We start from the raw sequence: 24,597 nt of genomic DNA, 5'->3' as shown, positions 1-24,597 counted from the left end.
TTCGGGTTTCGGACGGCATCGGCACGCGAGTGCTCAGAGTCCGAGGCCTTCCAAGATCTCGACCAGGCGGGTTTCGATCGGCCCGACGGGGGTGATGACTTCCCGGATGGGGAGTCTCGTCTGTGTGTCTGTCGGGGTGATGTCGATGGGCGGTTCGATGTGGATGGGTGGGTCGAACACCTTGATCACCAGGGCATCGTCGTCGATCATGACGAATCCGTCGTCGGTGGTGCTGTCGAGAGTCACCTTGCCCGGCTGACCGGTACTGCTGGTGGTGGTGGTGGTGGTGTTGGTTTCGGTGCCGTGGATTTCGGCACGCACTTGCGCCAGGTGTGCCACATACTGTTGCCCGACATCCGGGAGCCGGTTGACCTGCTTCTCGTTCTGGGGTTGGCCGGGTTTCGCATTGCGTTGCCACCAGGTGCGGCCCTCATCCGGACCCGACCTGATTTTCCCGGTGGTGTACTGGCCGGGTTGATCACCGACCATCCGATGATGGGTGGGACACGCCGGTGCCAACTCGATGATGTCGGTCCGCCCGCCGTCGGCGAAGTCGTCGACTGCGTGATGGATTTCGACGTGTGCGGCGGCCCGGTCACATCCGGGTGCCGAGCAGTGATGGCCGTCGGGGGCGGAAAACAACATCAACCGTTGATGTTTGGTGGCTATCCGTTTCGCTTGCCCGAAGTACAGGGGGATCGCGGTGTGGTCTTTGAACACAGAGAGATACATTTGGGCGTCCGCGGCGAGATCCACCAGGTCTGACATGGGGATGAGGGTTCCGGTCGCGGTGATGGCGTATCCGGCTTCGCGGATCAGATCGTTCACATCGGTTTTGACGATCAATTGGATCGGGACACCCATGTTGGTTTTGCCGAGCATCCCGTCGGCGAGCACGGCGGTGAGCAGGGCGTTGACCGCATCGTGGTTGCGTTGGGGTTGGGTGCGCATGTCTTTGACCGCGGCAGCGTCCAATCCGTTGGGGTCGACGATTTCGGCGGTGCGGCTGTCGCCGTTCAGGCCGTTTGGTGTGTCGGGGTTGTTGACGCCGTGTTTGCCCCAGGCGGCGAAGAGTGTTTCGAGGCGGGCGCGCAGGATGGGGTCGACGTAGCCGGTCAGTTTGGACATGCCGTCGGCGCCTTGTTTGCCGAGGGTGATTCCGCGTCGACGGTCGCGGTCTTTCTTCTCGATCAACTCGCCGTCGGGGTCGATGTGGGCGATGATGCGGGAGCCGCAGGTGCCGAGTGCGGATGCCCCGAATTCGGTGGCGTGTCGGGCGAGGGTACGTTCCGCCGCAACTTTCTCGTCGTAGGCGGCGGCGAGGGGGATTTTCTTCAACCAGGACAGGGCGATGTCGATGTGGGTGGTGCCGGCGTCGCCGGAGGCGAACACTTTCGCGAGTTCGGGGTATTCGGCCTGGGTGGGTTCGCCGGTCAACGAGCGTTCGGGTTGGACGCGGTCCATCCGTTCGAGTCGGGCTTTGCAGTTGGAGGCGTGGAGTTCGGTGTCCATGAATGCGAAGATGGTGCGGTAGCCGCGGTCGCGGTGGATGTCTCGGTGGTTGATTTCGGTGATCACTCGGTCGCTTTGGAAGGTCAACCGGTTCAACGATTTTTCGGTGGTTTTCGCGATGGTGATCAGGGTGTCGGCGTCACTGGTGGTGAGGTCGGCGGCGGCGAGTAGGTCCAAGCCTTGCGTGATCAGGGCGACTGCTTGTGACACACGGGATTGGGGATCGGTTGTACCGATGTCGTTGGTCATCGACGCTCACCCCCCTGTCGCGTGAAGATCCTTTTATGATACAGGTGTGGCACTACTGACGATTCTGTGGGCACCCAACGGTGCGCCTAAAGCACGCAACGCCCTGTCTCCCATAATGTTTGGTTTGCGAAGACTAAACAGAAGGAGCAAGGCGTTGCGCACGACCACTGTACTGCAGAAGCTACTGGGAGTCGAGCACCTGACGGTGCTCGATGTGGAGTTTGTCGACAATGTCGGCACGTCGGGAGTAGTGGTGACGGTCCGGGCTCACGCCCAGACGCGATCTCGATGTCCTCGATGTCATAAGCGTTGTCCTGGATACGATCAGAGCAATCAGCCACGACGTTGGCGCCACCTCGACCTCGGTGGCTGGCGCTGCTATCTGCAAGCCTCGGTACGACGAGTACGGTGTCCAGAACACGGTGTGCTCACCGAAGAAGTGCCCTGGGCCAGGCCTGGGGCCAAGGTGACCAGGGCGTTCGACGACACTGCCGCGTGGTTGACCGCGCATTGTCCGGCAACGGCGGTGTGCGAGTATCTCCGCGTGTCATGGCGGACTGTGACCCGGAGCGTCGAACGCGTCGTCACTGACTACGTCGGAACTATCGACCGCCTGGATAACCTGCGGCGCATCGGTATTGATGAGATCGCCTACCGCAAAGGTCACCGATACCTGACCGTGATCGTCGATCATGACTCCGGCCGGCTGGTATGGGCGCGAGAGGGGGCCAGGAAGGAGACCCTGCACACCTTCTTCGATGAGCTCGGGGAGCAACGCACCGCGCAGTTGACCCATGTCAGCGCTGACGCCGCCAAATACATAGCGGTGGTCGTCGCCGAGCGCGCCCCAGACGCTATCTGGTGCATGGACCCGTTTCATGTGGTCCAGTGGGCGACAAAAGCTTTGGACCGAACCCGGCAACGAGTCATGCATCGGATCACGGGCCTGAGTAAAGTTGAGCGACGGAATCTGCGGTGGGCGATGCTGAAGAATCCAGAGAACCTGACCGATACCCAGTTGCATCTGCAGCACAAAGTCGTTTCTCGGGCAAACGATGAGTTGGCCCGCGCCTATCAACTCAAAGAGCAACTGCGGTATGTATTCCACGGCAAGCACAACGACCCCTGGCGGGCGATCGGGCGGTGGATCATCTGTGCTCGAGAGAGCGGGATCATCGAGATGCGCGGACTCGCCACCAGCGTCGAGGCGCAGAAGACTCAGATTTACAACTCGATCGTGAGTGACGTGTCGAACGCGCGGGTGGAAGCCACCAACACGCACCTTCGTGCAATCACGAAACGCGCATACGGATTTCATACACCCGAAGCCCTTATCGCGATGTCGACACTCACGCGGGGAGGTGCGTGTCCTACTCTCCCGCAGCGTAATTGACCCACAGAAAGATCAATAGAGCCACAGGTGTTCGATGGTGTGCGCAATGGGTTTGGGGTGGTGGGTTTTCGGAGCGTGTTGCAGGAGTTTTGCGAGTTGGGTTCTGCTCGATCGGTTACGCCCAGTGGGTGGTTGTGTTGTCGGATGTGGTCGTCACTCGAGGCGGCCTGCGGAGATTTCGACTCGGGTCCTCGCTGCGCTCGGTCCCGGCTCAATCAGCAAAAGAGCCCGGCTCAATCAGGCAATCAGCAAGCAGCGGTTGGTGGTTGAGCCGATGAGGAGCGTAGCGACGAGGCGTGTCGAAACCTCAGACGGCCGGGCTCGTCGACGTGACCACCTCGGAGGTGGTCACCACCCAGCGCATGCTGCGGAGATTTCGACTCGGGTGCTCGCTGCGCTCGGTCCCGGCTCAATCATCAATGCCTAGTGGGTGGTTGAGCCGATGAGGAGCGTAGCGACGAGGCGTGTCGAAACCTCAGACGGCCGGGCTCGTCGACGTGACCGTCTCGGCAGTGGTCGCCTCCCGGCGTGTGCTGCGGAGATTTCGACTCGGGTCCTCGCTGCGCTCGGTCCCGGCTCAATCATCAATGCCTAGTGGGTGGTTGAGCCGATGAGGAGCGTAGCGACGAGGCGTGTCGAAACCTCAGACGGCCGGGCTCGTCGACGTGACCGTCTCGACAGTGGTCGCCTCCCGGCGTGTGCTGCGGAGATTTCGACTCGGGTCCTCGCTGCGCTCGGTCCCGGCTCAATCACCAATGCCCAGTGGGTGGTTGAGCCGATGAGGAGCGTAGCGACGAGGCGTGTCGAAACCTCAGACGGCCGGGCTCGTCGACGTGACCACCTCAGAGGTGGTCGCTACCCGGCGCATGCTGCGGAGATTTCGACACGGGTCCTCGCTGCGCTCGGTCCCGGCTCAATCGGCAATGGTCAGTGGGTGGTTGGGCCGATGAGGAGCGGAGCGACGAGGCGTGTCGAAACCTCAGACGGCCGAACTCTGGGACGTGACCACCTCAGCAGTGGTCACCACCCAGTGCACGCTGCGGAGATTTCGACTCGGGTCCTCGCTCGGCTCGGTCCCGGCTCAATCATCAAATGGAGGTCTCCGGTTCAATCAGTTACGCCCAGTGGGTGGTTGAGGCTCGGGGGTGGTCGCCACCCGGCGCATGCTGCGGAGATTTCGACACGGGTTCTACTCGGCGGGTCGGCGACGGAGTGGTCGACCCAGGCGGCGGGGCGAATGTCTCTGCCCGGCATGTCGGTCAGGTCGGGGCCGGCGCGTCCGGGAGGGTGTCGCCGACGATCTGGCGAAGTGCCGCAACATGTCCGGCGAATGCATCCCGGCCGGCGGGGGTGAGTTGGGCACGGACGGTGCGGCGTCGGCCGGTGGTGGGACGTTCGGTGGTCACGTAGCCGGCCGTCTCGAGGGTGGTGAGTTGTTTGGACAGAGCCGAATCCGACAGGGCGAGGCGGTCTTTCAGATAGGCGAAATCGGCCCAGTCGGCGGCGGCGAGGGTGGCCATCAGCGACAGTCGGGTGCTGGGATGGATGAGCTCGTCGAAACGCGGTTCGGTCATGCCCGACGCACCCGGGTGCGGGGTCGCAGGGCGGCCAGGATGTCGGGTCCACCGAAGCCGATCACCGCGGCGACGACGATCCCCGCCCACAGGCTCGGGTGCGTGGTGCCGTCGGCCTGCAGGGCGAATGCGATGCCGATGGTGAGCGCGACGGCCGCCACCAGGATGCCGATCACGATCAGGGGGATGCGCCGGTCGGCGGTGTCGCGGGAGACCTGGAGTCGTGTGGTGCGCCGGCGGCCGTCGAGCAGGCGGGATGCGACTGTGGCATGTCCGGCGCCGAAGATCACGGTCGCGATGGTGGTGACCCACCAGGGTGCGAACTGCCCGATCGCGCCGAGCGCCACCCAGCCGCCGGCCATCGCCCACCAGTAGCCGCGGGGGAGTCCGATCTCGTCGGTGACGTGCTGGTGTGCGGTGGCCACGGCACCGAGGGCGGCGCGGGCCTCATCAGGGGAGATGTCGGACATGGGGACCTCCGGTAGATTCGGATCATTACTTTCCGGTCTGGAAAGTAGTCTGCTACTTTCCAGGTGGGAAAGTCAAGGATTCGCTGTCGGTCCGGATGCCGGGTGGGTGTCGGGTCGGTGGGGGACGGTCGAGAACTTCGAACGAATTCGGGCCCGAGTGGAACCAGACGGCGCTGGAAATAGTCTGATCTGTATGCGCGACGACAAGCTGCTGACCCGCATCGCCGGTCTGCTCCGGCAGGCCGAGAACACCGACAACCCGCACGAGGCCGAGACCTTCATGGCGGCCGCCCAACGGCTGGCGACCGCGTCGGCCATCGATCTCGCGGTGGCCCGAGCACATGATCCGGCCGCACGCAGTCGCACCACGCCGATATCGCGGCAGGTCACGATCGGCGAGTCGGGCAAGCGTGGACTCAAGACCTACGTGCTGCTGTTCGTGGCGATCGCGCGTGCCAACGATGTGACCGTCGACGTCGCGGGCAACTCCACATTCGTGATGGCCTACGGATACGAGGCCGATATCGACACCTGTGAGGCGCTGTACACCTCGCTGGTGGTGCAGATGGTCGCCGCCAGTGACGCCTACCTGCGGTCGGGCGACTACAAGCAGGAGATGTCGGCGCGGGTGGTCACCCGTGGACAGGGTTGGCGTGCACGCAAGGTGGTGGAACGAAAACCGTTGGCGCCCATCACTGCACGACTCAACTTCCAGTCCGCCTTTGCCGAGCGGATCGGCAAACGACTCGCCGAGGCGCGCGACGCGCAACGGGAGGAGGCGATCGCCGCGGAGACCGACGTGCCCCTCGCGGCCGACGGTACCGAGCGGATCGGCTCGTCGTCGACGGCGATCGCCCTGCGCAACAAGGAGCTCGAGGTCTCCGACTACTACCGGTCGGAATCACAGGCGCGCGGGACGTGGCGGCCGAGCAGTGCATCGGCAGGGTACTCGGAGGGGGCGCGCAAGGCCGGTGACCGGGCCGGACGCCGCGCCAAACTGGGTGCCGACCGCGAATTCGGCGCACCCCGCGGGCAACTCGGTTCCTGAGCGGCCGGCGACCGATGCCGGATGGTCAGGACACCGCCCGGATCAGCTGAGCGCGGTGTGCAGAGCGGTCTCGTAGCTCTCCTGCTGTTCCTGCGGGGTGTTGGCCGGGAAGCTCATCGTGATGTCGAGCAGCTGGAACGCATCGAGGTTCTCGCCCGCCCAGAGCTCGGCGCGACCGGTGGTGGGGAATTTCATCAGGGTGAACTGGTCGGTGGTGAGCGCGAGGGTGCAGCCGGCCTCGGGACACAGTTGCGTCGTCGCATCCTTGCGACCGGTCACCGGGCGCCCGGCCTCGGCGATGGCGTCGGCCAGCTGGTCCAGCGTGACCGGATCGACCTGGTTGCTGCGCAGCGCGGTCTCGACGGCACGCTCCTCACTCGGCGAACTGCATGCCGCGGCACCGAGAGCACCCAGCGCGATCAGACACCCTGCCACGGCGCGCCGAAGATGTGCGCGGGTCCGGTCCGCCGGGTGTCGGGACGAGATTACGGTCATGCGCCGATGCTAATGCGCTGTCGGGGTTCGGCGGCCGGAACGCCGGTGATCCGGGCGAGCCGACGACCCAGCGCGCCGTCGTCGACCACCACTGTGTGCACCAGCGTCGCCGACACCACCAGGACCGCCGCGTAGAGGAACAGCCAGCTGATCGCGACGAACACCAGGCCGAGGGTGCCGTAGTGCGCCAGGGTGTCGGACATGATGGCCGGCAGCACCACCCGGCTGCCCACCATGAGCACCGTGATCAGAAGGCTCGTCAGGGCGGCGTTCACCGCCAACAATCGCATCGGGACCTGCCGGGACACGAGCAGTCTGGGGATGACGATCCACGTTATCCACCAGACCGCGAAGGTGCCGACGAACTCCAGGATCACCCCGGCGATACCGAACCCGTTCAGTCGCACCCCGGACAAGCTGATCCGGTGCAACGGCACGATCAGGCCCTGCATGATCACCGCGATCGGGAGGACGAAGATGACCACCACCCACCGCCACCATCCGGTGGCGGGGAGCCGGTTGACGTGCCAGGTGTCGGTGAACATGCGGCCTAGGGCCCGGGACAGCGAGGTGGCGCCGGCGATCACCATCAATGCGCCGATCACCCCGAACGCGCCGAGGGTGGCATCGGTCTGGGCGGCCGGGATCGACACCCGGGACGGGTCCACACCGAATCCGTCGAACGCCTTGTCCAGGAACCGCCGGCCCACCGGGATCGTGGTCAGCAGGATGACGATCGGCAGCACCGATGTGAACGCCTGCGCCGCCAGGGTCATGGCACGGTCGGAGAGACCGGCGGTCACCACGTCACGCACGATGCGCATCGACAGGGCGGCGCCCGGTAGCGTCATGGCACGATCGGCCGCGACCCGGGCGCGGGCCCGCAGGATCGCCACCCGGCCCGACGGGGCATGCTCGGAGGGGGCTTGATCGGGTGCGGCCTGATCGGAAGGGGCCTGATCGGGCATGGGGACACCGACTCCTTCCGACGGGTGATGGTGCGATCGTAGTCGGGGACCGGCGAGGCGAGAGGACGGCGGCATGAGCCCACGTGACGTCGGGCGCGCTCAGATGTATGCCGCCGAACGCCTGGTGTTCCGGATGTTCGAGCGTGCCGGGTCGGCGCGGACCGTGCAGATCGCCGGCACCGAGCTGACCCTGCCCACCGAGGCCCTGTTCGGATCGGTCGATTCCGTCCGCGACTACGTGTCCCGGGTGGTGTCGATGCCGGCGGTGCTCGAGCGCTTTCCGCGATCCGGGGTGCCGGTCGCGGTGCGATCGCGTGGCGGATTCCGCTCGGCCGAGTACCGGCGGGTCGGCGGGCACGCCGAGATCGCCATCCCCGACACCCGAGAGGGGCGCTGGGCTCTGCGCGAACTGGTGGTGCTCCACGAACTCGCCCACCACCTCGACGACGGCGACGGTCCCGCGCACGGTCGCGGCTTCGTCCTCACCCTCACCGAACTCGTCGGGACCGTACTCGGCCCCGAAGCCGGATTCGTCTATCGCGTCATCCTCGCCGAGTCCGGGGTGCGATGAGTGGTCGAGTTCGCCGGTGGGCCGATCGTGTGGTTGCCGACATTCTCGTCTCGCCGGGTTTCGACTCGGGTCCTCGCGATGCTCGGTCCCGGCTCAACCACCAGATCATGGGGCTCGGTCAATCATGGTGCCGCCGTTGTTGGTTGAGCCGACGCGGAGCGTAGCGACAAGTCGAGTCGAAACCTCCGCCGGCCGGGTTCTGAACGTAACCACCGGGTTCGAGGTGGTCACCGACATCGTCGACTCGCCGGGCTTCGACACGGGTCCTCGCTACGCTCGGTCCCGGCTCAACCATCCAACGTGGTTGCGGCCGTCCTCGTCTCGCTGGGCCCGGATCGATCATCCAATGGTGTTGAGGGTGGGCGTATCTCGCTCGGTCCCGGCTCAACCATCCAACGTGGTTGCGGCCGTTCTCGTCATCCGGCTGATCCTGCCGGGTTCAGCTCCCGAAGGGGTCGTTCTGCTCGATCGGCAACTGGCACACGGTGGTTTCGGTTGCGCTCACCTGCTCTGCGAAGGCGCCGGCCGCCTGGAAGGTCAGGTAGCTCGGGTGGGCCGGATCGAGGACCAGACGCTGACGCCGGCCGCGGGCCTTGATCAGGTCGGGGACCACGGTCAGGTAGCGCGGGAAGCTGGCCGCGTACACGTCGACCCGCAGTCGGTGACCCGGCTCGATCACCGCATCGGTGGGGACCAGGTCGACGTCGATGCGGACCGGCTCGTCGGTGGGCACCGGCATCTTGCGCTTGCGGGACAGATAGTGGTGCGCGGCAACCAGGCTGCCATCGGAGGCATAGGTCGACGACGACGGATCGAGCGCCCGGTTGGACGCCGACAGTGCGCCGTTGCTCAACACGCGCGACGTGCCGTCGGGGGCGACATCGTTGACCGTGACCGCCCAGATTCCCTCGTGCGCGGTGGTCGCCACGTTCAGGCGCAGGTTCATCGCGCCGCTGAGCGTGACCGCCTCCTCGGCGGGGGCGGTGGTGAACGAGAGGGCACCGCGTTCCTGGAACCGGGCGTCGACGGTGAACTTCTCGCCGAACATCATCGTCACGCCTGCGGTCACCTGCGTCATGTCGCGGGACACCATGCCGCGGAGGTCCGGACGCACGTGCAGATCCGACACCGAACCGCCGGGGCTGCTGCTCAACGACCCGTCGTGCACGGCGTGGCCGGCGGTGTCGGACGACTCGTCGACCAGGTACAGCCGCTGCGGGCGCACCCCGTCACGGGGGAACGATGTGCCCGACGTCCACTGGCCGCCCTGCTGATGCATGGTGACCGGGCCGTAGAACTCGATCCCGTTGCGGTGGCCCTTGAGCCAGCGGTCGAACCAGGCGCGCTCGAGCACGTCGAGCCGGGGCGGGGAGAACCGTCCGCCGTGACCGAAGCCGACGTCGGCGTGGTAGCCGTCGCCGACCAGCATCTGCTTGCGGCCCGGCTCCATCTGCAGGCGCTCGTACACCCCGGTCGCGCTGCGGCCGAACAGGTCGTGCCAGCCGCCGACGGTGAACGTGGGCGCCTCGATCCGATCGATCTGCGGATCGCGCTCGTCGAAGTACGGGTCGTCGAAGATGCGGTCGTCGCGGGCGGTGAGGAATCCCCACAGCAGGGACGGCATCTCGGTGGCAGGTGAGGTGATCCGATCTCGGAACCAGCGCAAGGTGTTGCCGCGCACCAGATCCCGCATATATGTGGACGGGTTGGGCACCCACTTGAGGATGTTCACCGCCGACAGCCACAGCGGGATGAACGCCGACGGCATGCCGCCGGTGATGTAGACGTCGCGGACGATGTCGTCGCAGCCCTCGACCGCGAACACCGCGCCGAGTTCCGCGGGCCGCTTGTCGGCGGCCTGCAGTGAGTTGATCGCCGAGTACGACCAGCCGGCCAGACCCACCTTGCCGTTGCACCAGTCCTGCTCGGCGGCCCACGAGATGATCTCCACCGAGTCCTGCTGCTCGCGTTCGCCGAGGATCTGCCACTTGCCCTCGCTGGAGCCGGTACCGCGGACGTCGACGACGACCTGCACGTAGCCGCTGCGCACCAGGGTGCGGTTGATGCCGAAGACGTCGAGCACGCCGCCGGCGATGGTGCCGGTCAGCCGGGTCAGGCCGGCCAGGGCCGTACCGGTGGCGTCGATCGACGCCGACGCGCTGCGCACGGCCTTGCCGAGTACCGGTGCGTGCGTGGTGGCGTCGAGGAAGTCCACCGACGCCCGGTTGTAGGGGTTGATGTTGACGATCGCCGGGTAGGGCGTGAGCACGGTCTGGCCGAACCGGTTGGCGGGACGGATCACCGTCGCCCGCAGCTGGACGCCGTCGCTCATCTCGATCGTCACGTCGCGATCGATCACCACGCGCGGGTAGGTCTGCGGACCGTCGACGGCCTCACGCCAGCGGATGCCGTCGGCACCGCCGGTCGGATCGCCGAGGGGGAGTGTGCCGAAATGAGGTACCGACGCCGTCCCCCCAGAAGGGATGCCACCAGAAGGGACGCCTGCTGCCGGGGTTCCGGCCGCGGGGCGAGGCCCGGTGGAGAAACGGGCACTGGCAATCGAACGGGTATCGAGCTGGTACGTCATGGTGCATCACCACCCTGCCCAGGGTGCCGCCTACACGCCGATCGGGTATCGACGCTGGTGACACCGCTTCGTGTCGGTTCCGAACTACTGGAACCAGTCTTACACTTTGTGTTCCACATCACTCTGAGCGCCGACAGTAGTGCATTCGAGATATCGGATCGACAACCAGGGGGTGCTCAATATGGTCACGGGAGGTATCGCCGCAGGTCGGGGGCTTGGGCTGGATCCGGAAACCATCCGAACAGATAGGTCTCGCTGGGCGGGATCTGAGAACTCGGTATGGGCCGGCGCATCGCGGCGTGAGCGGAGCCGATTTGGACCGCCGGCAATCGTCGCGTACTCTTTGTTCTCGGTGTGACGTGCACATGTACGTCGTATCGGTTCAACCAGAGACCGTTGGTCATCGGGAGCGATCCCGATCGAAGGACGACGAGAGTCGGCGGCCCACGCAGGGAGAACGAGGAAGATCATCGCCGGTGTCCATCGTGACATCCGCGCATTGAGTACGCCCCGTGCCTTTCTGTGTGCCGGGGCGTTTGTCGTATCTCGGGCATCCCGACCGGTCTGCTGATGTGAACTCTGACCAACTCAATTCGAGTGATGAGGAAGGAGGCGAAGTATGGCCAAGTCTGACAAGGTGTCCGCAGTTGCGGAGATCGCGCAGCAGTTCGAAGGCGCTACGGCGACGGTTGTCACGGAATACCGTGGCCTGTCCGTCAGCCAGATCACCGAGCTGCGTCGCTCCCTCGGTGAGGGTGCAACCTACTCCGTCGCCAAGAACACCCTGGTGAAGCGTGCCGCCGAGAAGGCGGGCGTGGCAGGGCTCGACGAGCTGTTCACCGGCCCGACCGCGATCGCCTTCATCGAAGGCGAGCCGGTGGTGGCCGCGAAGGCGATCAAGAACTTCGCCAAGGACAACAAGGCTCTCGTCATCAAGGGCGGGTACATGGACGGCCGTGCGCTGTCCGTGGCCGAGATCGAACAGATCGCCGACCTTGAGACCCGAGAGGTCCTGTTGGCCAAGCTCGCCGGTGCCATGAAGGGCAACTTGGCAAAGGCTGCCGGCCTGTTCAACCAGCCGGCCTCGCAGGTGGCGCGCCTCGCCGCGGCCCTGCAGGAGAAGCAGCAAGCCGAAGCCGGCGAGTAATCCACTCACCGGTGTCACATGCGCTCTCGGCCTGCCGGGAGTCACAAACCCCCTTCCGGATCGGGGCCTGACCCGACCGGGACATACAGGAAGGACGCCACCATGGCGAAGCTCACCGCTGACGAGCTCATCGATCAGTTCAAGGAACTGACCCTGCTGGAGCTCAGCGATTTCGTGAAGAAGTTCGAAGAGGTCTTCGAGGTCACCGCCGCTGCTCCGGTCGCCGTTGCCGCTGCAGGTGCCCCGGCCGCCGCCGCCGAGGCCGCTGCCGAGCAGGACGAGTTCGACGTCATCCTCGAGGGTGCCGGCGACAAGAAGATCCAGGTCATCAAGGTCGTCCGCGAGGTCGTCTCGGGCCTGGGCCTGAAGGAAGCCAAGGACCTCGTCGAGGGTGCTCCGAAGGCTCTGCTGGAGAAGGTCGACAAGGACGCCGCCGAGGCTGCCAAGGCCAAGCTCGAAGAGGCCGGCGCCAAGGTCACCGTCAAGTAAGACCTTTCTTACTTCGCGATACCTCGCGAGCCCGGGATGGATTCTTCCGTCCCGGGCTCGTTCGTGTCTGGGGGCGGGTCCGTCTGTGACAGGACCGTCTGGGGTCGGCTCCGGGGGCGGTCGGGAATCGGGCCGATTCACCGTGGGACCACAGGTGTTTTCGGATATGCAAGCCGCGACGACTAACATGTGCCCGCGTGACTGCAGCCGTATCCCGCCGGGCGTTCACCGCCATCAACGTCATCGGGGCCATCGTGCTCGTGTTGGCGATCGCCCGCGTCTTCGGGCAGCCGTGGCTGTGGCATGTCGGCCCGGTCCGGTACTGGGGGCCGCCGGTGGATCTGCAGATCTACCGCTACGGCGGCCAGTTCCTGTTCCACGGGCAACCGCTCTACGACGGCCCGATGCCCCAGGCCAACGATTCCATCCTGCCGTTCACCTACCCGCCGTTCGCCGCGCTCTCGTTCGTCCCGATGAGCTGGCTGCCGGTGCGACTGGTATCGGTGATCTTCCTGATCCTCGGCTGTGCGCTCACCTGGTGGCTGATCCGCATCCTGCTGCGCCGCGTCGGCTGCGGTGACCTCGCGATCGGCTGGTCGATGATCCTCACCGGTGTGGCGCTGCAGCTCGAACCCGTCCGGATCACCCTCGACCTGGGGCAGATCAACCTGATCCTGGCGGGTCTGGTCATCGCCGACACACTGTGGGACAAACGCCCCGCATGGGCCGAGCCCTATCGGGGTCTGCTGGTCGGCATCGCCGCCGCGGTCAAGATGACGCCCGCGGTCCTCGTCATCTACTTCCTCGTACGCCGGCAGTGGCGGGCGGCGATCAACGTCGTCTTCGGGTTCGTGGCCGCCACCGGGATCGCCTGGCTGATCAACCCGTCGGATTCCTGGAAGTACTGGACCGAGACGGTCTTCGACCCGGACCGGATCGGCGGACTCGCCTTCGTCTACAACCAGGGCATCACCGGCGTCCTGGCCCGGATGGGTATGGCCGACCACGAACGCTCCCTGTGGTGGATGTTGCTCGGCGCCCTGGCCGGGCTCTACTGTCTGGTGCTCGCCTGGTACCTGGCCCGGCGCAAGGAGTACGAACTCTGCTTCCTGGCCGCCTGGGCGGTGGCCCTGCTGCTCACCCCGGCCGCCTGGATCCACCACTGGGTGCTCACCTCGGTGTTCATCCTGGTGTTCCTCGCCGTCGGTATCCGGGCCCGCAACCGGGTGTTCATCGCGCTCGGCGTGCTCGGTCTGATCGCCCAGCTGCCGGGGCCGTCCCTGTTCCTGCCGTCGTCGCAGCTGCGTGAACTCGACTGGACGTGGTGGGAGAACCTCTACGGCAACTCGTCACTGATCTGGTTGCTGCTGGTGCTGGCGGTGTCGTGGTGGCTGCCGCTGGCCCGCGTGCGCCGGGTATGGGAGCCCGCGGTGCCCGCCTCCACGGCCGCCGGCGACGGCGTGCCGCAGGTCACCGCCGGTGGTTCCTGAGGCCTGTTTCACCCACGCCCGGCCAATGGCGCCCGGCCCACTTTGCATGTCCCCGACAATCGGCTAATGTCATCGCGCGAGGGATAAGTTACCGGTTGGTAGATTTCCCTCACGGCCGCGCTGAGAACGGTTCGGTGTGATGAGGTCAGTCGGCTATCGGCCTGTCCGATACAGTGACCCCAGCCACATTTGTCGCCGGGTCGTGAGCCGTCGCACCGCGACGGCCACTGGGGGCAGCGATCGTCTGGGAGGAAACAGTGGGTGTAGAGGTCAGTGTCGAGGGGCTCACCAAGTCGTTCGGCTCGCAGAACATCTGGCGTGATGTGTCGTTGACGTTGCCGTCGGGTGAGGTCAGTGCGTTGCTGGGGCCGTCGGGTACGGGTAAGTCGGTGTTCCTGAAGACGCTGATCGGTCTGCTGCATCCGGAGCAGGGGTCGGTGGTGATCGATGGCACCGATATCACCCAGTGTTCGGCCAAAGAGCTGTATGAGATCCGCAAGCTGTTCGGCGTGTTGTTCCAGGACGGTGCGTTGTTCGGGTCGATGAGTTTGTATGACAACATCGCCTTCCCGCTTCGTGAGCACACGAAGAAGAAGGAGGACGAGGTTCGTCGGATCGTGATGGAGAAGATCGATCTGGTGGGTCTGGCCGGTGCGGAGGACAAGCTCCCCGGTGAGATCTCCGGTGGTATGCGTAAGCGTGCGGGTCTGGCGCGGGCGTTGGTGTTGGATCCGCAGATCATCTTGTGTGATGAGCCGGACTCGGGTCTGGATCCGGTTCGTACGGCGTATATCTCGCAGTTGTTGATCGATATCAATGCGCAGATCGATGCGACGATCCTGATCGTGACGCACAACATCAACATCGCGCGGACGATTCCGGACAACATCGGGATGTTGTTCCGGAAGGAGTTGGTGATGTTCGGTCCGCGGGAGCAGTTGTTGACCTCGGAGCAGCCGGTGGTCAAGCAGTTCTTGTCCGGTGATCGGTTCGGTCCGATCGGTATGTCGGAGGAGAAGGACGAGGCGGTGGCTGCTGCGGAGGCGGCGATGCAGGCTGCGGGTATCTCCGGTGGTGGTACGAAGGATGATTTCACCGAGATCATTCCGCAGGTGCAGCCGAATCCGGGTATGCCCGAGCGTAAGGCGGTGGGTCGGCATCGTCAGCGGGTGTTGGAGTTGCTGCCCAGCCTGCCGGCCAACGCACAACAGGCCATCCGCGAATCGATGGCGATGGAGGACGAGGTCCTCGCCACCAAGCGTGCCCACGAGCAGGGCCAGGGTCAGGCCGGTGCCGCCGAATGGACCACCGCCACCGCACCCGGCTCGGTCGCGGTCGCCGATGCGCCCACCGACGTCTACGACTTCGGCGGGAACGACGCCCCCACCCAGCAGTGGGAAACCCCTGCCGATGCCCCGACCGAACAGGTCGACACCACCAAGAAGCCACGACACGGCGACGGGCGGAGCTAACACACAATGGCCAATGCCACCACGCGTGGCGTCGACCGGATCGCAAGAGCGGGGACCGGTGCCCTCGAACAGACGGGCAACATCGTCCAGCTCTTCGTCGACGTCGCACGCCAGACCTTTGCGCGCCCGTTCCAGTGGCGTGAGTTCATCCAGCAGGCCTGGTTCATCGCCAGCGTCACGATCCTGCCGACGGCGCTCATCGCGATCCCGTTCGGCGCGATCGTCTCGCTGCAGACCGGCTCGCTGATCAAGCAGCTCGGCGCCGAGTCGTACACCGGCGCCGCCAGCGTGCTCGTGGTGATCCAACAGGGATCCCCACTGGTGACCTCACTGCTCGTGGCGGGCGCCGCCGGATCGGCCGTGGCCGCCGATCTCGGTTCGCGGACCATCCGCGAGGAGATCGACGCGATGCAGGTGCTCGGCATCAACCCGATCCAACGTCTCGTCGTGCCCCGCGTACTGGCCATGGTGCTGGTCGCGATCCTGCTCAACGGACTGGTCGCGGTGGTCGGCATCGGTGGTGGCTATTTCTTCAACGTCGTCGTCCAGGGCGGTACGCCGGGCGCCTACCTGGCATCGTTCGGTGCCCTCGCCCAGCTGCCGGACCTGTGGATCTCGACCGTCAAGGCCGCGATCTTCGGTGTCCTCGCCGGCGTCGTCGCCGCCTACAAGGGTCTCAACCCGAAGGGCGGCCCGAAGGGGGTCGGTGACGCGGTCAACCAGTCCGTCGTCATCACCTTCCTGCTGCTGTTCCTTGCCAACCTGATCATCACGGCGGTCTACCTGCAGATCGTCCCGCCGAAGGGGAGTTAGGCGTGACCGGTGGGGTGACGATCTCCAAGAGCCGTCCCGAGTACTACCTGTACGAGGCACGTAAACAGCTCGGCAAACCGTTGAAGATGCTCGACGGTGCCGGCGACCAGATGTCGTTCTACGGCCGCACCCTGGTGTGGATCCCGCGAACCCTGGTGCACTACACCCGCGAAGTGCTGCGACTGCTGGCCGAGGTGGCCTTCGGTTCCGGCGGCCTGGCCGTCATCGGCGGCACCGTCGGCGTGATGGTCCTGATGTCCGGGTTCACCGGCGTCGTGGTTGGCCTGCAGGGGTATGCGGCCCTCGACCAGATCGGTTCGCAGGCCCTGACCGGCTTCTTGTCGGCCTACGTCAACACCCGTGAGGTGGCGCCACTGGTGGCCGGCCTCGCACTGTCGGCGACGGTGGGCTGCGGTTTCACCGCACAGCTCGGTGCGATGCGTATCTCCGAGGAGATCGACGCCCTCGAGTCGATGGCCGTGCCGTCCATCCCGTTCCTGGTCAGCACCCGCGTGATCGCCGGCTTCATCGCCGTCATCCCGCTCTACGTCCTCGGCCTGCTGTCGGCGTATCTGGCATCCCGGGTGATCACCACCGTGTTCAACGGCCAGTCCGGTGGCTCCTACGACCACTACTTCAACCTGTTCCTGCCACCGGCGGACGTGTTGTGGTCGTTCGGCAAGGTGCTGGTCTTCGCGTTCGTGATCATCCTGGTGCACTGCTACTACGGCTACTACGCCAGCGGCGGCCCGGCCGGCGTCGGCGTGGCGGTGGGACACGCCGTCCGAGCGGCGTTGGTCCTGATCGCCGTCCTCGATTTCTTCCTGGGCCTCGCGATCTGGGGCACCACCACGACCGTCAGAGTGGGAGGTTAGGCCGTGGCGACCGTGCGCCGCCGACTCCTCGGCATCGCCTTCCTGGTCGTCGTCGCGTTGTTCTTCACGCTGACGATCATGAAATTCAACAAGTCGTTCACCGACTTCACCACCGTCACCCTCACGACCGACGCGATCGGCAACGCACTGCCGGCCAACGCCGACGTCAAGGCGCGCGGTGTGGTGGTCGGCGAGGTCCGCAGCGTGGAACCCTCCCCGGACGGCACCGTCGACGTGGAGCTCGGCCTCAACCCGTCGATGGCCGCGCAGCTGCCCACCTCGACCACTGCCCGCATCCTGCCCAAGACCCTGTTCGGTGAGCGGTACGTCGACCTGCAGGTCCCCACCAACGGTGGACCGGGCCTGTCCGACGGCGACACCATCGTCACCGACAAGTCCGGCAACGCCAAGGAAGTGCAGGAGCTGTTCGACAAGCTCCTGCCGGTGCTGCAGGCCATCCCGCCGCAGGACCTCAACGTCACGCTCACCGCGCTGTCGTCGGCCCTGCAGGGACGCGGCGAGAAGCTCGGCGCCACCGTCGAGGATCTCAACACGATCTTCTCGAAGGTCGACGACAACATGAGCGCACTGCAGGGCACCGTCCGCGGCCTGGCCAGCTTCTCCCAGACCTACTCCGAGGCGCTGCCCGACGTGATCGACGCCCTGGACAACCTGCGCATCACCACCAACACGATCAACGAGCGGCAGAACGACTTCCGCACCCTGATCTCGACCGTCGGCGTCGCCGCCACCGACACCACCGGCTGGCTGCAGCGCAACGGCGACAACCTCGTCGACCTGTTCGTCGACTCCGAGCAACTGCTCACCGGTCTGGCCAAGCAGTCGCCGACGTTCGTGTGCACGTTCCGCAACTTCGCGACCCTGATCCCGGAGTCCAAGAACATCGTCGGTGTGGGCACCCCCAACCCGGGTGTGCGCGTGAACCTGCAGTTCGTCAACCCACGCGGGCGTTACCTGCCCAACCAGGACGAACCACGGTTCTTCGACCTCGACCCGCCGGCGGTCTGCTACGAACCGGCCACCGACGGCCGACCCTTCCCGCAGTACCCGGGCGGTGGCCTGGCCGACGGCTCCTACCAGCCGCCGTCGCGTAATGCCGGTCCGCGCAACGTGAAGACGCTGCCGCAGCCGCAGTTCACCACCACCCCGGTCGGCACCATCACGTCGTCGCCCTACGACGACCCGAACTACCGGACGCAGCTCAAGGTGATCTACGGCAGCACCACCGGGACCCGCCCGGCCGACGTGCCGACCTGGGTCACCATGATCGGCGGGCCCGCGCTGTCCAAGGCGGAGGTACACATCCAGTGAGATCGATCGTGGCACCGCTGGTCAAGCTGATCACCTTCGCCGTGGTCACCGTGGTCGCGACGAGCCTGCTCGCGCTGACCATCGCCAACGCCGGCGGCGGCGGGAACAACAAGTACAGCGCCGTCTTCTCCGACGCCGCCATGCTCAACCCGGGCGACGACGTCCGGATCGCCGGTGTGCGCATCGGCCAGGTCACCGACGTGTCGGTGTACGAGCAGAACAAGGCGATGGTGAAGTTCAGCGTCGACCGTTCGGCGCTGCCCACCGGAACCCAGCTCTACATCCGCTACCGCAACCTCACCGGCCTGCGGTACCTGGCGCTGGAGAAGGGGGCGGGCGAGGCGTCGTCGACGGTCGGACCGGGACACACCTTCGGCACCGACCCGGCCAACGTCGACACCCATCCGGCGGTCAACCTGACCGAGCTGTTCAACGGCTTCAAGCCGCTGTTCCGGCAGCTGTCGGCCGCCGACGTCAACACCCTGTCCGATCAGCTCATCAAGATCTTCCAGGGTGAGAGCGACAACATCAGCTCGCTGGTCTCCAACACCTCGTCGCTGACCAACTCGCTGGCCGACCGGGACAAGGTGATCGGGGAACTGATCACCAACCTGACCTCGGTCCTCGACACGGTCAACAAGAACGACGAACAGTTCAGCTCCCTGCTGGACAACACCTCCAAACTGGTGAGCGGCCTTGCCGCACAGCGTGGTTCGGTGGGATCGGCGATCACCTCGGTGTCCAACCTGACCACCGTGACCGGGTCCATCCTGTCCCAGTCGCGGCCGGCCATCCAGGGCGACATCGCGGGTCTGAAGGCACTGTCCGACCAGATCAACGCCCGCAACGACGATGTCGCGGAGATCCTCACCAACCTGCCGGTGAAGCTGGAGAAGATCGGCCGGGCGGCGACGTTCGGCTCGTGGTTCCAGTTCTATCTGTGCGGTATCGACGTCGTCGCAGGCAACGGCAAGTCCACGCTGCTGACCCAGCCGCTGGTCCCGCTGCCCGACATCAACCACGTGCTCTACACCAGTGCGGCCACCCGTTGCTGGCGTGACGGAACGCAGCCAGGGGGGTGAGCGAGAACATGGCAGACCGCAACGACGACGCAGGGGAGAACATGAGCGAGGCGTCCAGCGCCGCACCCGCACCCGCACCCGCCGCGGCACACCCGCACCGGCGTTTCGCCGGGCGCCGCAGTCCGGTCAGCATCGGCGGGATCGGCATCCTGATCATGCTGATGGTGGCCACCTCCGCGTTCTACCTGAACTCGCTGCCCCTGATCGGGCAGGCCGCCACCTATACCGCCAAGTTCACCGAGGCCGCCGGACTCAAGGCGGGTAACGAGGTGCGCGTGGCCGGTGTGAAGGTCGGCGAGGTCAACGCCGTCTCGCTCGACGGGGACCGCGTCAACGTCGACTTCCGGGTGTCCAACACCTGGATCGGCAACCAGACCCAGGCGTCCATCCAGATCAAGACGGTGCTCGGGCAGAAGTACCTCGCACTCGTCCCGCGGGGCGACGAGGCCGCCGACCCGGACGTGCCGCTGACCGACACAGTCTCGCCGTACGACGTGATCGAGGCGTTCTCCGATGCCACCGATCAGATCCAGGAACTCGACACCACCCAGCTGGCCACCTCGATGCGCACGCTCAGCGAGGCCTTCTCCGGGACGTCGGGGGACATGGGGCCGGCACTCGAGGGCATCTCGCGGTTGTCCAACACCATCGCCAGCCGTGACCAGGAGGTGCAGAAGCTCCTCGAGGCCACCAAGCACACCTCGAAGATCCTGGCCGACCGCAACGAGGAGTTCGTCAAGCTCATCGCCGGTGCCGGACAGCTGCTCGACGAGCTGAACAACCGCCAGAAGAGCATCTCCGCGCTGCTGACCAGCACCACCACGCTGTCGAATGCGCTGTCGGGGATCGTCAAGGACAACCAGGCCCAGATCGGGCCCGCGCTGACCTCGCTCAAGGGCGTCAACACGCTGCTCAAGGAACAGAACGAGAACCTGCAGGCCTCGATCACCAACATGGCGCCGTTCTACCGGCTCTATGCCAACGTGCTCGGCAACGGTCGCTGGTTCGAGTCGGTGGTGACCAACCTCCTGCCGCCGGGTCTGCCGCAGCAGAACACCACCCGACTGCCCAACAAGACAGTCCTGCAGAACAACGGCGGAACAGAGGCCGGATGATGACCACTGCTCCAGATCTGACCAACACCTCCGGCCCCGGCCGGTGGTTCACCCCGCGGCACATCGTGTTCATCGTGCTCGGACTGATCCTCGCGCTGATCGTGGCGGGCGCCCTGTGGTGGGTGTTCTCCTCGATCGGCACCACCAAGGTGACCGCGACGTTCAAACGAACGGTGGGCATCTACGAGGGTTCGGACGTCCGCGTACTCGGCGTCGCCGTCGGCAAGGTGGACAAGGTGGAGCCCTCCGGCGACACCGTCAAGGTCACCATGACCGTCGACCGCGGCGTCGACCTGCCTGCCGATGTGCGTGCGGTGCAGGTCATCCCGTCGGTGGTCGCCGACCGCTACGTCCAGCTGACCCCGGCATACTCCGGTGGCCCCAAGGCCTCCGACAACATCACGTTGTCGGTGGACCAGACGATGGTCCCGGTGGAGATCGACGAGGTCTACAGCAGCGTGCAGAAGTTGTCGGAGGCCCTCGGCCCCAACGGCGCCAACAAGAACGGTGCGGTCAGCGATCTGGTCCGCACCGGCGCCGACAACCTGCAGGACAACGGTGCCAGGCTCGGGCAGGCCATCGAGCAGCTGTCCAAGGCCAGCACCACCCTGTCCGACGGCCGCGGGAACCTGGTCGACACGATCAAGAACCTCAACGTCTTCGTCGGGGCGCTGCGGGAGAACGACGCCCAGGTGCGTCAGTTCAACACCCAGATGGCCGATTTCAACTCCTTCCTGGCGGGGGAACGGGACCAGCTGGGCACCGCCCTCAACCGGCTGTCCATCGCGCTCGGCGACGTCGCCGGGTTCATCCAGGACAACCGGGAACAGATCGGGGAGACCCTCAAGGACCTCACCCCGACCACCCAGGCGCTGCTCAACACCAAGACGTCGCTGAAGGAGGTGCTGACGGTGCTGCCGCTGACGATCAACAACCTGATCAACGCCTACGACGCCGAGTCCGGCACCCTTGCGATGCGACTGACGATCCCGGATCTGCAGGACCTGATCGGCGCGCAGTGCAAGCTGCTCGACCTCGGTCAGCTGCTGCCGGGCAACCCGGCCGCCGTGCAGTTCTCCGACACGCTCGCGCCGCTGATCAACCAGTGCACGACGCTGGGCAGGCAGATCACCAACGGGGTGCTCGAACCGCTGCTGCCGGTGCTGCCCTTCGGCATCATGAGCAACAACAAGCTGCAGCGCTACCCGGTGCCGGGCACCGTCCCGGGGACGCCGAACCCGAATCTCAGCCCGGGTCCGACGAGCACACCGCGGTCGTCCACACCGGCACGGCCGTCGACCAGTCGGCCGGCGTCGGCGCCGACCACCGGAACAGGGGGAAACTGATATGCGCCGCATGCGTTTTCCCCGGATTCCGGCGCTGCTGGTGGGATTGCTGACCGTGCTCATGGTGGCCGGATGCAGCACCAACGGCATCCAGTCGATCCCGCTGCCCGGCGGCGTCGACGTCGGCGACAACCCGCGCACCTACCGGATCCAGTTCGCGAACATCCTGGATCTGGTCCCGCAGTCGGCGGTCAAGCAGAACGGCATCGCGATCGGCCGCGTCACCAAGGTCGAGGTCCCCGACAACGAGTGGTACGCGCTGGTCACCGTCAAGGTGAAGAACGAGGTGAACCTCTCCGACGAGGCGCGTGCCTCGATCCAGCAGACCTCGCTGCTGGGTGAGAAGTTCGTCTCGCTCGACGAGCCGAAGGACACCGAGGGTGCACCGCGGCAGAACCCGGACCAGGCGATCCCGCTGGACCGCACCCGCACCGCAACCGACATCGAGCAGGTGCTCGGTGCGCTCGCGATGCTCCTCAACGGCGGCGGCATCAACCAGTTGCAGCCGATCGTCAGCGAGCTGAACAAGGCGTTCGAGGGCCGGACCAACGAGTTCCGCGGTCTGATCGAGAACGCCGACAGCCTGATCGCCAGCCTGAACCGGCAGCGTGACGACCTGATCTCGGCGATCGACGGACTCGCGAAGCTGTCGACCCGGGCCAACAACCAGACCGAGCAGATCGAACGCATCCTGCAGCAGATGCCGGCCGGTGTGGCGGTGCTCGAGGAACAGCGCCCGCAGTTCGTCGACCTGCTGACCAAGCTGGACAAGCTGGGCGAGGTGGGCACCGATGTGCTCGGCCGTGCCCACGAGGAGATCGTCACCGATCTCAAGGCGCTGCGCCCGGTCCTGACCGAACTGGCCAAGGCCGCACCGGATCTGATCACCGCGGCCCCGCTGATGCTGACCCATCCGTTCCCGGACTGGCTGCTGCCGGGTGTGCAGGGTGACTCCACCAACCTGTTCATGACGCTGGATCTGCGGACCCTCAACCAGCTCGAGGCGCTCGGCGTGGGCCAGGGCAATCCGGTGTACTCGCCGCCCAAGCGGCACAACGTCCCGGTGAACCCGAAGAACCCGTACTACAACGGCAACGGCCCGCGGTACGGCTGGCCGACGATCACCCTGGTCCCGCCGGGTCCCGACTCGCGTCCGGGCCCCAACACCCCGCCGTCCGGCGGCACCTACCCGGCGTCGTTCGCCCCGACCCCCAAGCAGGGGCAGGGCATCCTGGACGGCACGCTGGCGACGATCGGAGTGCCCGCATGATCTCCCGCATCGCGAAGATCCAGCTGATCGTGTTCGCCGTGGTCGGCATCGTCGCCCTGGTGTACGTGGGCGCCAAGTACGCGCGCCTGGACAAGCTGGCCGGTGTCGGCACCTACAAGGTGACCGTCGAGATGACGGCCTCGGGCGGCATCTTCACCAACGCCGAGGTCACCTACATGGGCATCCCGGCCGGTCGTGTCGGACCGTTGACGCTCACCCAGAAGGGGGTCGACGTGACCCTCGACATGGATTCGGGCGGTCCGAAGATCCCCGCGGCGGTCAAGGCCGTGGTGGCCGAACGGTCGGCGATCGGTGAGCAGTACGTCGACCTGCAGCCGATGTCGGCGTCGGCGTCGGGACCGTATCTGGAGAAGGGGTCGGTCATCCCGGCCGAGAACGTCTCGCTGCCGCCGCCCCTGGAGGACGTGGTGAGCTCGGCGATCGACTTCACCGGATCGATCCCGGTGGACGACCTGCACACCGTGATCACCGAACTCGGCAAGGCGTTCAACGGGCAGGCCGACAACCTGACCCGGCTCGTCGACTCGCTGGACAAGCTGGCCGCGGCCGGCGCGGACAACATCGGCGACACCATCTCGCTGCTGCAGAACTCGCAGGTGGTGCTGGGTACGCAGGCCGAGCAGTCCGACGAGATCCTGAACTGGGCGCACAACCTGGACCTGGTGTCGGCGACGCTGGCCACCGCGGATCCGGATCTGCGACGTCTGCTGACCACCGGCACTGCGTCGGCGACGCAGCTGTCGGCACTGATCCAGAAGAACGGCGGCGACCTCGGCAAGGTCGTCGGCGACCTCGCAGAGGTGGCCCGCACCATCGAGCCGGCCACGTACACGACGTCGATGACGTTCGCGATGCTGTCGGCATTGTCGGCGGGCAGCCATTCCCCGGCGCCCGGCGACGGCCAGATCCACTTCGGTGTGGTGCTCGAGACCAACAACCCGGCGGCATGTACGCGCGGATACGAGAGCACCCAGAAGATGATCGACGAGATCAAGAAGAAGGACCCGACCTTCGACATCCGCTACGACGACTTCCCGTTCAACACGAACGCGTCGTGCACGGTGCCCTTCGGCAACCCGACCGGCGTGCGCAGCGCCAACCGCGTCGAGTACGCCAACCCGGACACCGCGCAGCCGTGGGACAAGACCCCCAAGAAGGATCCGGACCGTCTGAACCTGAATCCGCTGGCCACGCAGCTGGCGTTCCTGATGGGCGTCAAGGCGAAGCAGCCGGGTGGATTCGGTGACGGGCTGGGCGGCTGAGCGGATGAAGAGCTCT

Annotated in this window: 21 protein-coding genes; 15 read left to right on the top strand and 6 right to left on the bottom strand. The window is 65.9% G+C overall.

The features are described from left to right. Positions 1-33 precede the first annotated feature (33 nt). The gene (locus tag Q9K23_RS07480) at positions 34-1,761 is read right to left on the bottom strand and encodes an HNH endonuclease signature motif containing protein (protein ID WP_305950452.1); all 1,728 of its coding nucleotides are present in this window, start codon (positions 1,759-1,761) and stop codon (positions 34-36) included. A gap of 115 nt (positions 1,762-1,876) precedes the next feature. On the opposite strand from Q9K23_RS07480, the gene Q9K23_RS07475 reads away from it, so the two are divergent. Continuing rightward, complete coding sequence (locus tag Q9K23_RS07475) at positions 1,877-3,154, top strand: ISL3 family transposase (protein ID WP_261977629.1); 1,278 nt, start codon at positions 1,877-1,879, stop codon at positions 3,152-3,154. A gap of 1,259 nt (positions 3,155-4,413) precedes the next feature. Here the strand turns inward: Q9K23_RS07475 and Q9K23_RS07470 are convergent. Beyond that, positions 4,414-4,728 (bottom strand): transcriptional regulator, encoded by a 315-nt coding sequence (locus tag Q9K23_RS07470; protein ID WP_053778230.1) that lies wholly within the window; start codon positions 4,726-4,728, stop codon positions 4,414-4,416. Next, positions 4,725-5,198, bottom strand: coding sequence for a hypothetical protein (locus Q9K23_RS07465; RefSeq protein WP_020792532.1), 474 nt, complete (start codon positions 5,196-5,198; stop codon positions 4,725-4,727). The genes Q9K23_RS07470 and Q9K23_RS07465 overlap by 4 nt, the downstream gene beginning before the upstream one ends. Positions 5,199-5,391: 193 nt before the next feature. Here Q9K23_RS07465 and Q9K23_RS07460 point away from each other — a divergent pair, with 193 nt between their 5' ends. Next, on the top strand, positions 5,392-6,246 hold the full coding sequence (locus Q9K23_RS07460; RefSeq protein WP_053778229.1) for a DUF2786 domain-containing protein: 855 nt from the start codon (positions 5,392-5,394) through the stop codon (positions 6,244-6,246). Positions 6,247-6,288: 42 nt separating this feature from the next. On the opposite strand, the gene Q9K23_RS07455 is transcribed toward Q9K23_RS07460, so the two are convergent. Then, positions 6,289-6,741 carry a hypothetical protein gene (locus Q9K23_RS07455; protein ID WP_053778228.1) on the bottom strand — a complete coding sequence of 151 codons (453 nt, stop codon included), beginning with the start codon at positions 6,739-6,741 and terminating at the stop codon, positions 6,289-6,291. After that, on the bottom strand, positions 6,738-7,709 hold the full coding sequence (locus Q9K23_RS07450) for a YhjD/YihY/BrkB family envelope integrity protein (RefSeq protein WP_082366046.1): 972 nt from the start codon (positions 7,707-7,709) through the stop codon (positions 6,738-6,740). The genes Q9K23_RS07455 and Q9K23_RS07450 overlap by 4 nt, the downstream gene beginning before the upstream one ends. Positions 7,710-7,782: 73 nt before the next feature. Between Q9K23_RS07450 and Q9K23_RS07445 the strand changes: the two genes are divergently transcribed. Continuing rightward, positions 7,783-8,280, top strand: coding sequence for a TIGR04338 family metallohydrolase (locus Q9K23_RS07445; protein ID WP_305950451.1), 498 nt, complete (start codon positions 7,783-7,785; stop codon positions 8,278-8,280). A gap of 439 nt (positions 8,281-8,719) precedes the next feature. Here Q9K23_RS07445 and Q9K23_RS07440 read toward each other — a convergent pair whose 3' ends face one another. Continuing rightward, entirely contained in the window at positions 8,720-10,867 is a 2,148-nt protein-coding gene (locus Q9K23_RS07440; protein ID WP_020793775.1) for a CocE/NonD family hydrolase, read from the bottom strand. 619 nt (positions 10,868-11,486) lie between these two features. Here Q9K23_RS07440 and rplJ point away from each other — a divergent pair. From rplJ to Q9K23_RS07380, 12 genes are all read left to right on the top strand, one after another. After that, positions 11,487-12,014: a 50S ribosomal protein L10 gene (gene rplJ, locus Q9K23_RS07435; protein WP_020791136.1), complete on the top strand. Its 528-nt coding sequence runs from the start codon at positions 11,487-11,489 to the stop codon at positions 12,012-12,014. 102 nt (positions 12,015-12,116) lie between these two features. Further along, positions 12,117-12,503, top strand: a complete 387-nt coding sequence (rplL, locus tag Q9K23_RS07430) for a 50S ribosomal protein L7/L12 (protein WP_020791138.1) — start codon at positions 12,117-12,119, stop codon at positions 12,501-12,503. A 197-nt stretch (positions 12,504-12,700) separates the two neighbouring features. Further along, a complete protein-coding gene (locus Q9K23_RS07425) occupies positions 12,701-13,993 on the top strand; it encodes a glycosyltransferase 87 family protein (RefSeq protein ID WP_305950450.1) in 1,293 nt (430 codons plus the stop codon). 257 nt (positions 13,994-14,250) lie between these two features. Beyond that, a complete protein-coding gene (locus Q9K23_RS07420) occupies positions 14,251-15,465 on the top strand; it encodes an ABC transporter ATP-binding protein (RefSeq protein ID WP_053778227.1) in 1,215 nt (404 codons plus the stop codon). A gap of 6 nt (positions 15,466-15,471) precedes the next feature. After that, a complete protein-coding gene (locus Q9K23_RS07415) occupies positions 15,472-16,278 on the top strand; it encodes an ABC transporter permease (RefSeq protein ID WP_020789721.1) in 807 nt (268 codons plus the stop codon). A gap of 2 nt (positions 16,279-16,280) precedes the next feature. Continuing rightward, the gene (locus Q9K23_RS07410) at positions 16,281-17,153 is read left to right on the top strand and encodes an ABC transporter permease (RefSeq protein WP_020789723.1); all 873 of its coding nucleotides are present in this window, start codon (positions 16,281-16,283) and stop codon (positions 17,151-17,153) included. Between the two features lie 3 nt (positions 17,154-17,156). After that, positions 17,157-18,485, top strand: a complete 1,329-nt coding sequence (locus Q9K23_RS07405) for an MCE family protein (RefSeq protein WP_020789717.1) — start codon at positions 17,157-17,159, stop codon at positions 18,483-18,485. Continuing rightward, complete coding sequence (locus Q9K23_RS07400; protein WP_020789720.1) at positions 18,482-19,567, top strand: MlaD family protein; 1,086 nt, start codon at positions 18,482-18,484, stop codon at positions 19,565-19,567. Before Q9K23_RS07405 ends, Q9K23_RS07400 begins: the two co-directional genes overlap by 4 nt. A gap of 41 nt (positions 19,568-19,608) precedes the next feature. Beyond that, positions 19,609-20,682, top strand: a complete 1,074-nt coding sequence (locus Q9K23_RS07395; protein WP_053778233.1) for an MCE family protein — start codon at positions 19,609-19,611, stop codon at positions 20,680-20,682. Further along, positions 20,682-22,028, top strand: a complete 1,347-nt coding sequence (locus Q9K23_RS07390; RefSeq protein ID WP_305950449.1) for an MCE family protein — start codon at positions 20,682-20,684, stop codon at positions 22,026-22,028. Before Q9K23_RS07395 ends, Q9K23_RS07390 begins: the two co-directional genes overlap by 1 nt. A 10-nt stretch (positions 22,029-22,038) precedes the next feature. Next, a complete protein-coding gene (locus Q9K23_RS07385) occupies positions 22,039-23,298 on the top strand; it encodes an MCE family protein (RefSeq protein WP_053778232.1) in 1,260 nt (419 codons plus the stop codon). Further along, positions 23,295-24,581 (top strand): MlaD family protein, encoded by a 1,287-nt coding sequence (locus Q9K23_RS07380; protein ID WP_020789718.1) that lies wholly within the window; start codon positions 23,295-23,297, stop codon positions 24,579-24,581. The genes Q9K23_RS07385 and Q9K23_RS07380 overlap by 4 nt, the downstream gene beginning before the upstream one ends. Positions 24,582-24,597 lie beyond the last annotated feature (16 nt).

Origin of the sequence: Gordonia sp. NB41Y (assembly GCF_030718915.1) — a bacterium.
Lineage (GTDB): Bacteria > Actinomycetota > Actinomycetes > Mycobacteriales > Mycobacteriaceae > Gordonia > Gordonia desulfuricans.
This window is presented reverse-complemented; position numbering and strand designations above follow the sequence as displayed.

Bases quoted from the DNA above. Each gene is read 5' to 3' on its own strand.
- Q9K23_RS07480 (WP_305950452.1), bottom strand. From the start codon at position 1,761: ATGACCAACGACATCGGTACAACCGATCCCCAATCCCGTGTGTCACAA.
- Q9K23_RS07475 (WP_261977629.1), top strand. From the start codon at position 1,877: ATGTTTGGTTTGCGAAGACTAAACAGAAGGAGCAAGGCGTTGCGCACG.
- Q9K23_RS07470 (WP_053778230.1), bottom strand. From the start codon at position 4,728: ATGACCGAACCGCGTTTCGACGAGCTCATCCATCCCAGCACCCGACTG.
- Q9K23_RS07465 (WP_020792532.1), bottom strand. From the start codon at position 5,198: ATGTCCGACATCTCCCCTGATGAGGCCCGCGCCGCCCTCGGTGCCGTG.
- Q9K23_RS07460 (WP_053778229.1), top strand. From the start codon at position 5,392: ATGCGCGACGACAAGCTGCTGACCCGCATCGCCGGTCTGCTCCGGCAG.
- Q9K23_RS07455 (WP_053778228.1), bottom strand. From the start codon at position 6,741: ATGACCGTAATCTCGTCCCGACACCCGGCGGACCGGACCCGCGCACAT.
- Q9K23_RS07450 (WP_082366046.1), bottom strand. From the start codon at position 7,709: ATGCCCGATCAGGCCCCTTCCGATCAGGCCGCACCCGATCAAGCCCCC.
- Q9K23_RS07445 (WP_305950451.1), top strand. From the start codon at position 7,783: ATGAGCCCACGTGACGTCGGGCGCGCTCAGATGTATGCCGCCGAACGC.
- Q9K23_RS07440 (WP_020793775.1), bottom strand. From the start codon at position 10,867: ATGACGTACCAGCTCGATACCCGTTCGATTGCCAGTGCCCGTTTCTCC.
- rplJ (WP_020791136.1), top strand. From the start codon at position 11,487: ATGGCCAAGTCTGACAAGGTGTCCGCAGTTGCGGAGATCGCGCAGCAG.
- rplL (WP_020791138.1), top strand. From the start codon at position 12,117: ATGGCGAAGCTCACCGCTGACGAGCTCATCGATCAGTTCAAGGAACTG.
- Q9K23_RS07415 (WP_020789721.1), top strand. From the start codon at position 15,472: ATGGCCAATGCCACCACGCGTGGCGTCGACCGGATCGCAAGAGCGGGG.
- Q9K23_RS07395 (WP_053778233.1), top strand. From the start codon at position 19,609: ATGAGCGAGGCGTCCAGCGCCGCACCCGCACCCGCACCCGCCGCGGCA.
- Q9K23_RS07390 (WP_305950449.1), top strand. From the start codon at position 20,682: ATGACCACTGCTCCAGATCTGACCAACACCTCCGGCCCCGGCCGGTGG.
- Q9K23_RS07385 (WP_053778232.1), top strand. From the start codon at position 22,039: ATGCGTTTTCCCCGGATTCCGGCGCTGCTGGTGGGATTGCTGACCGTG.
- Q9K23_RS07380 (WP_020789718.1), top strand. From the start codon at position 23,295: ATGATCTCCCGCATCGCGAAGATCCAGCTGATCGTGTTCGCCGTGGTC.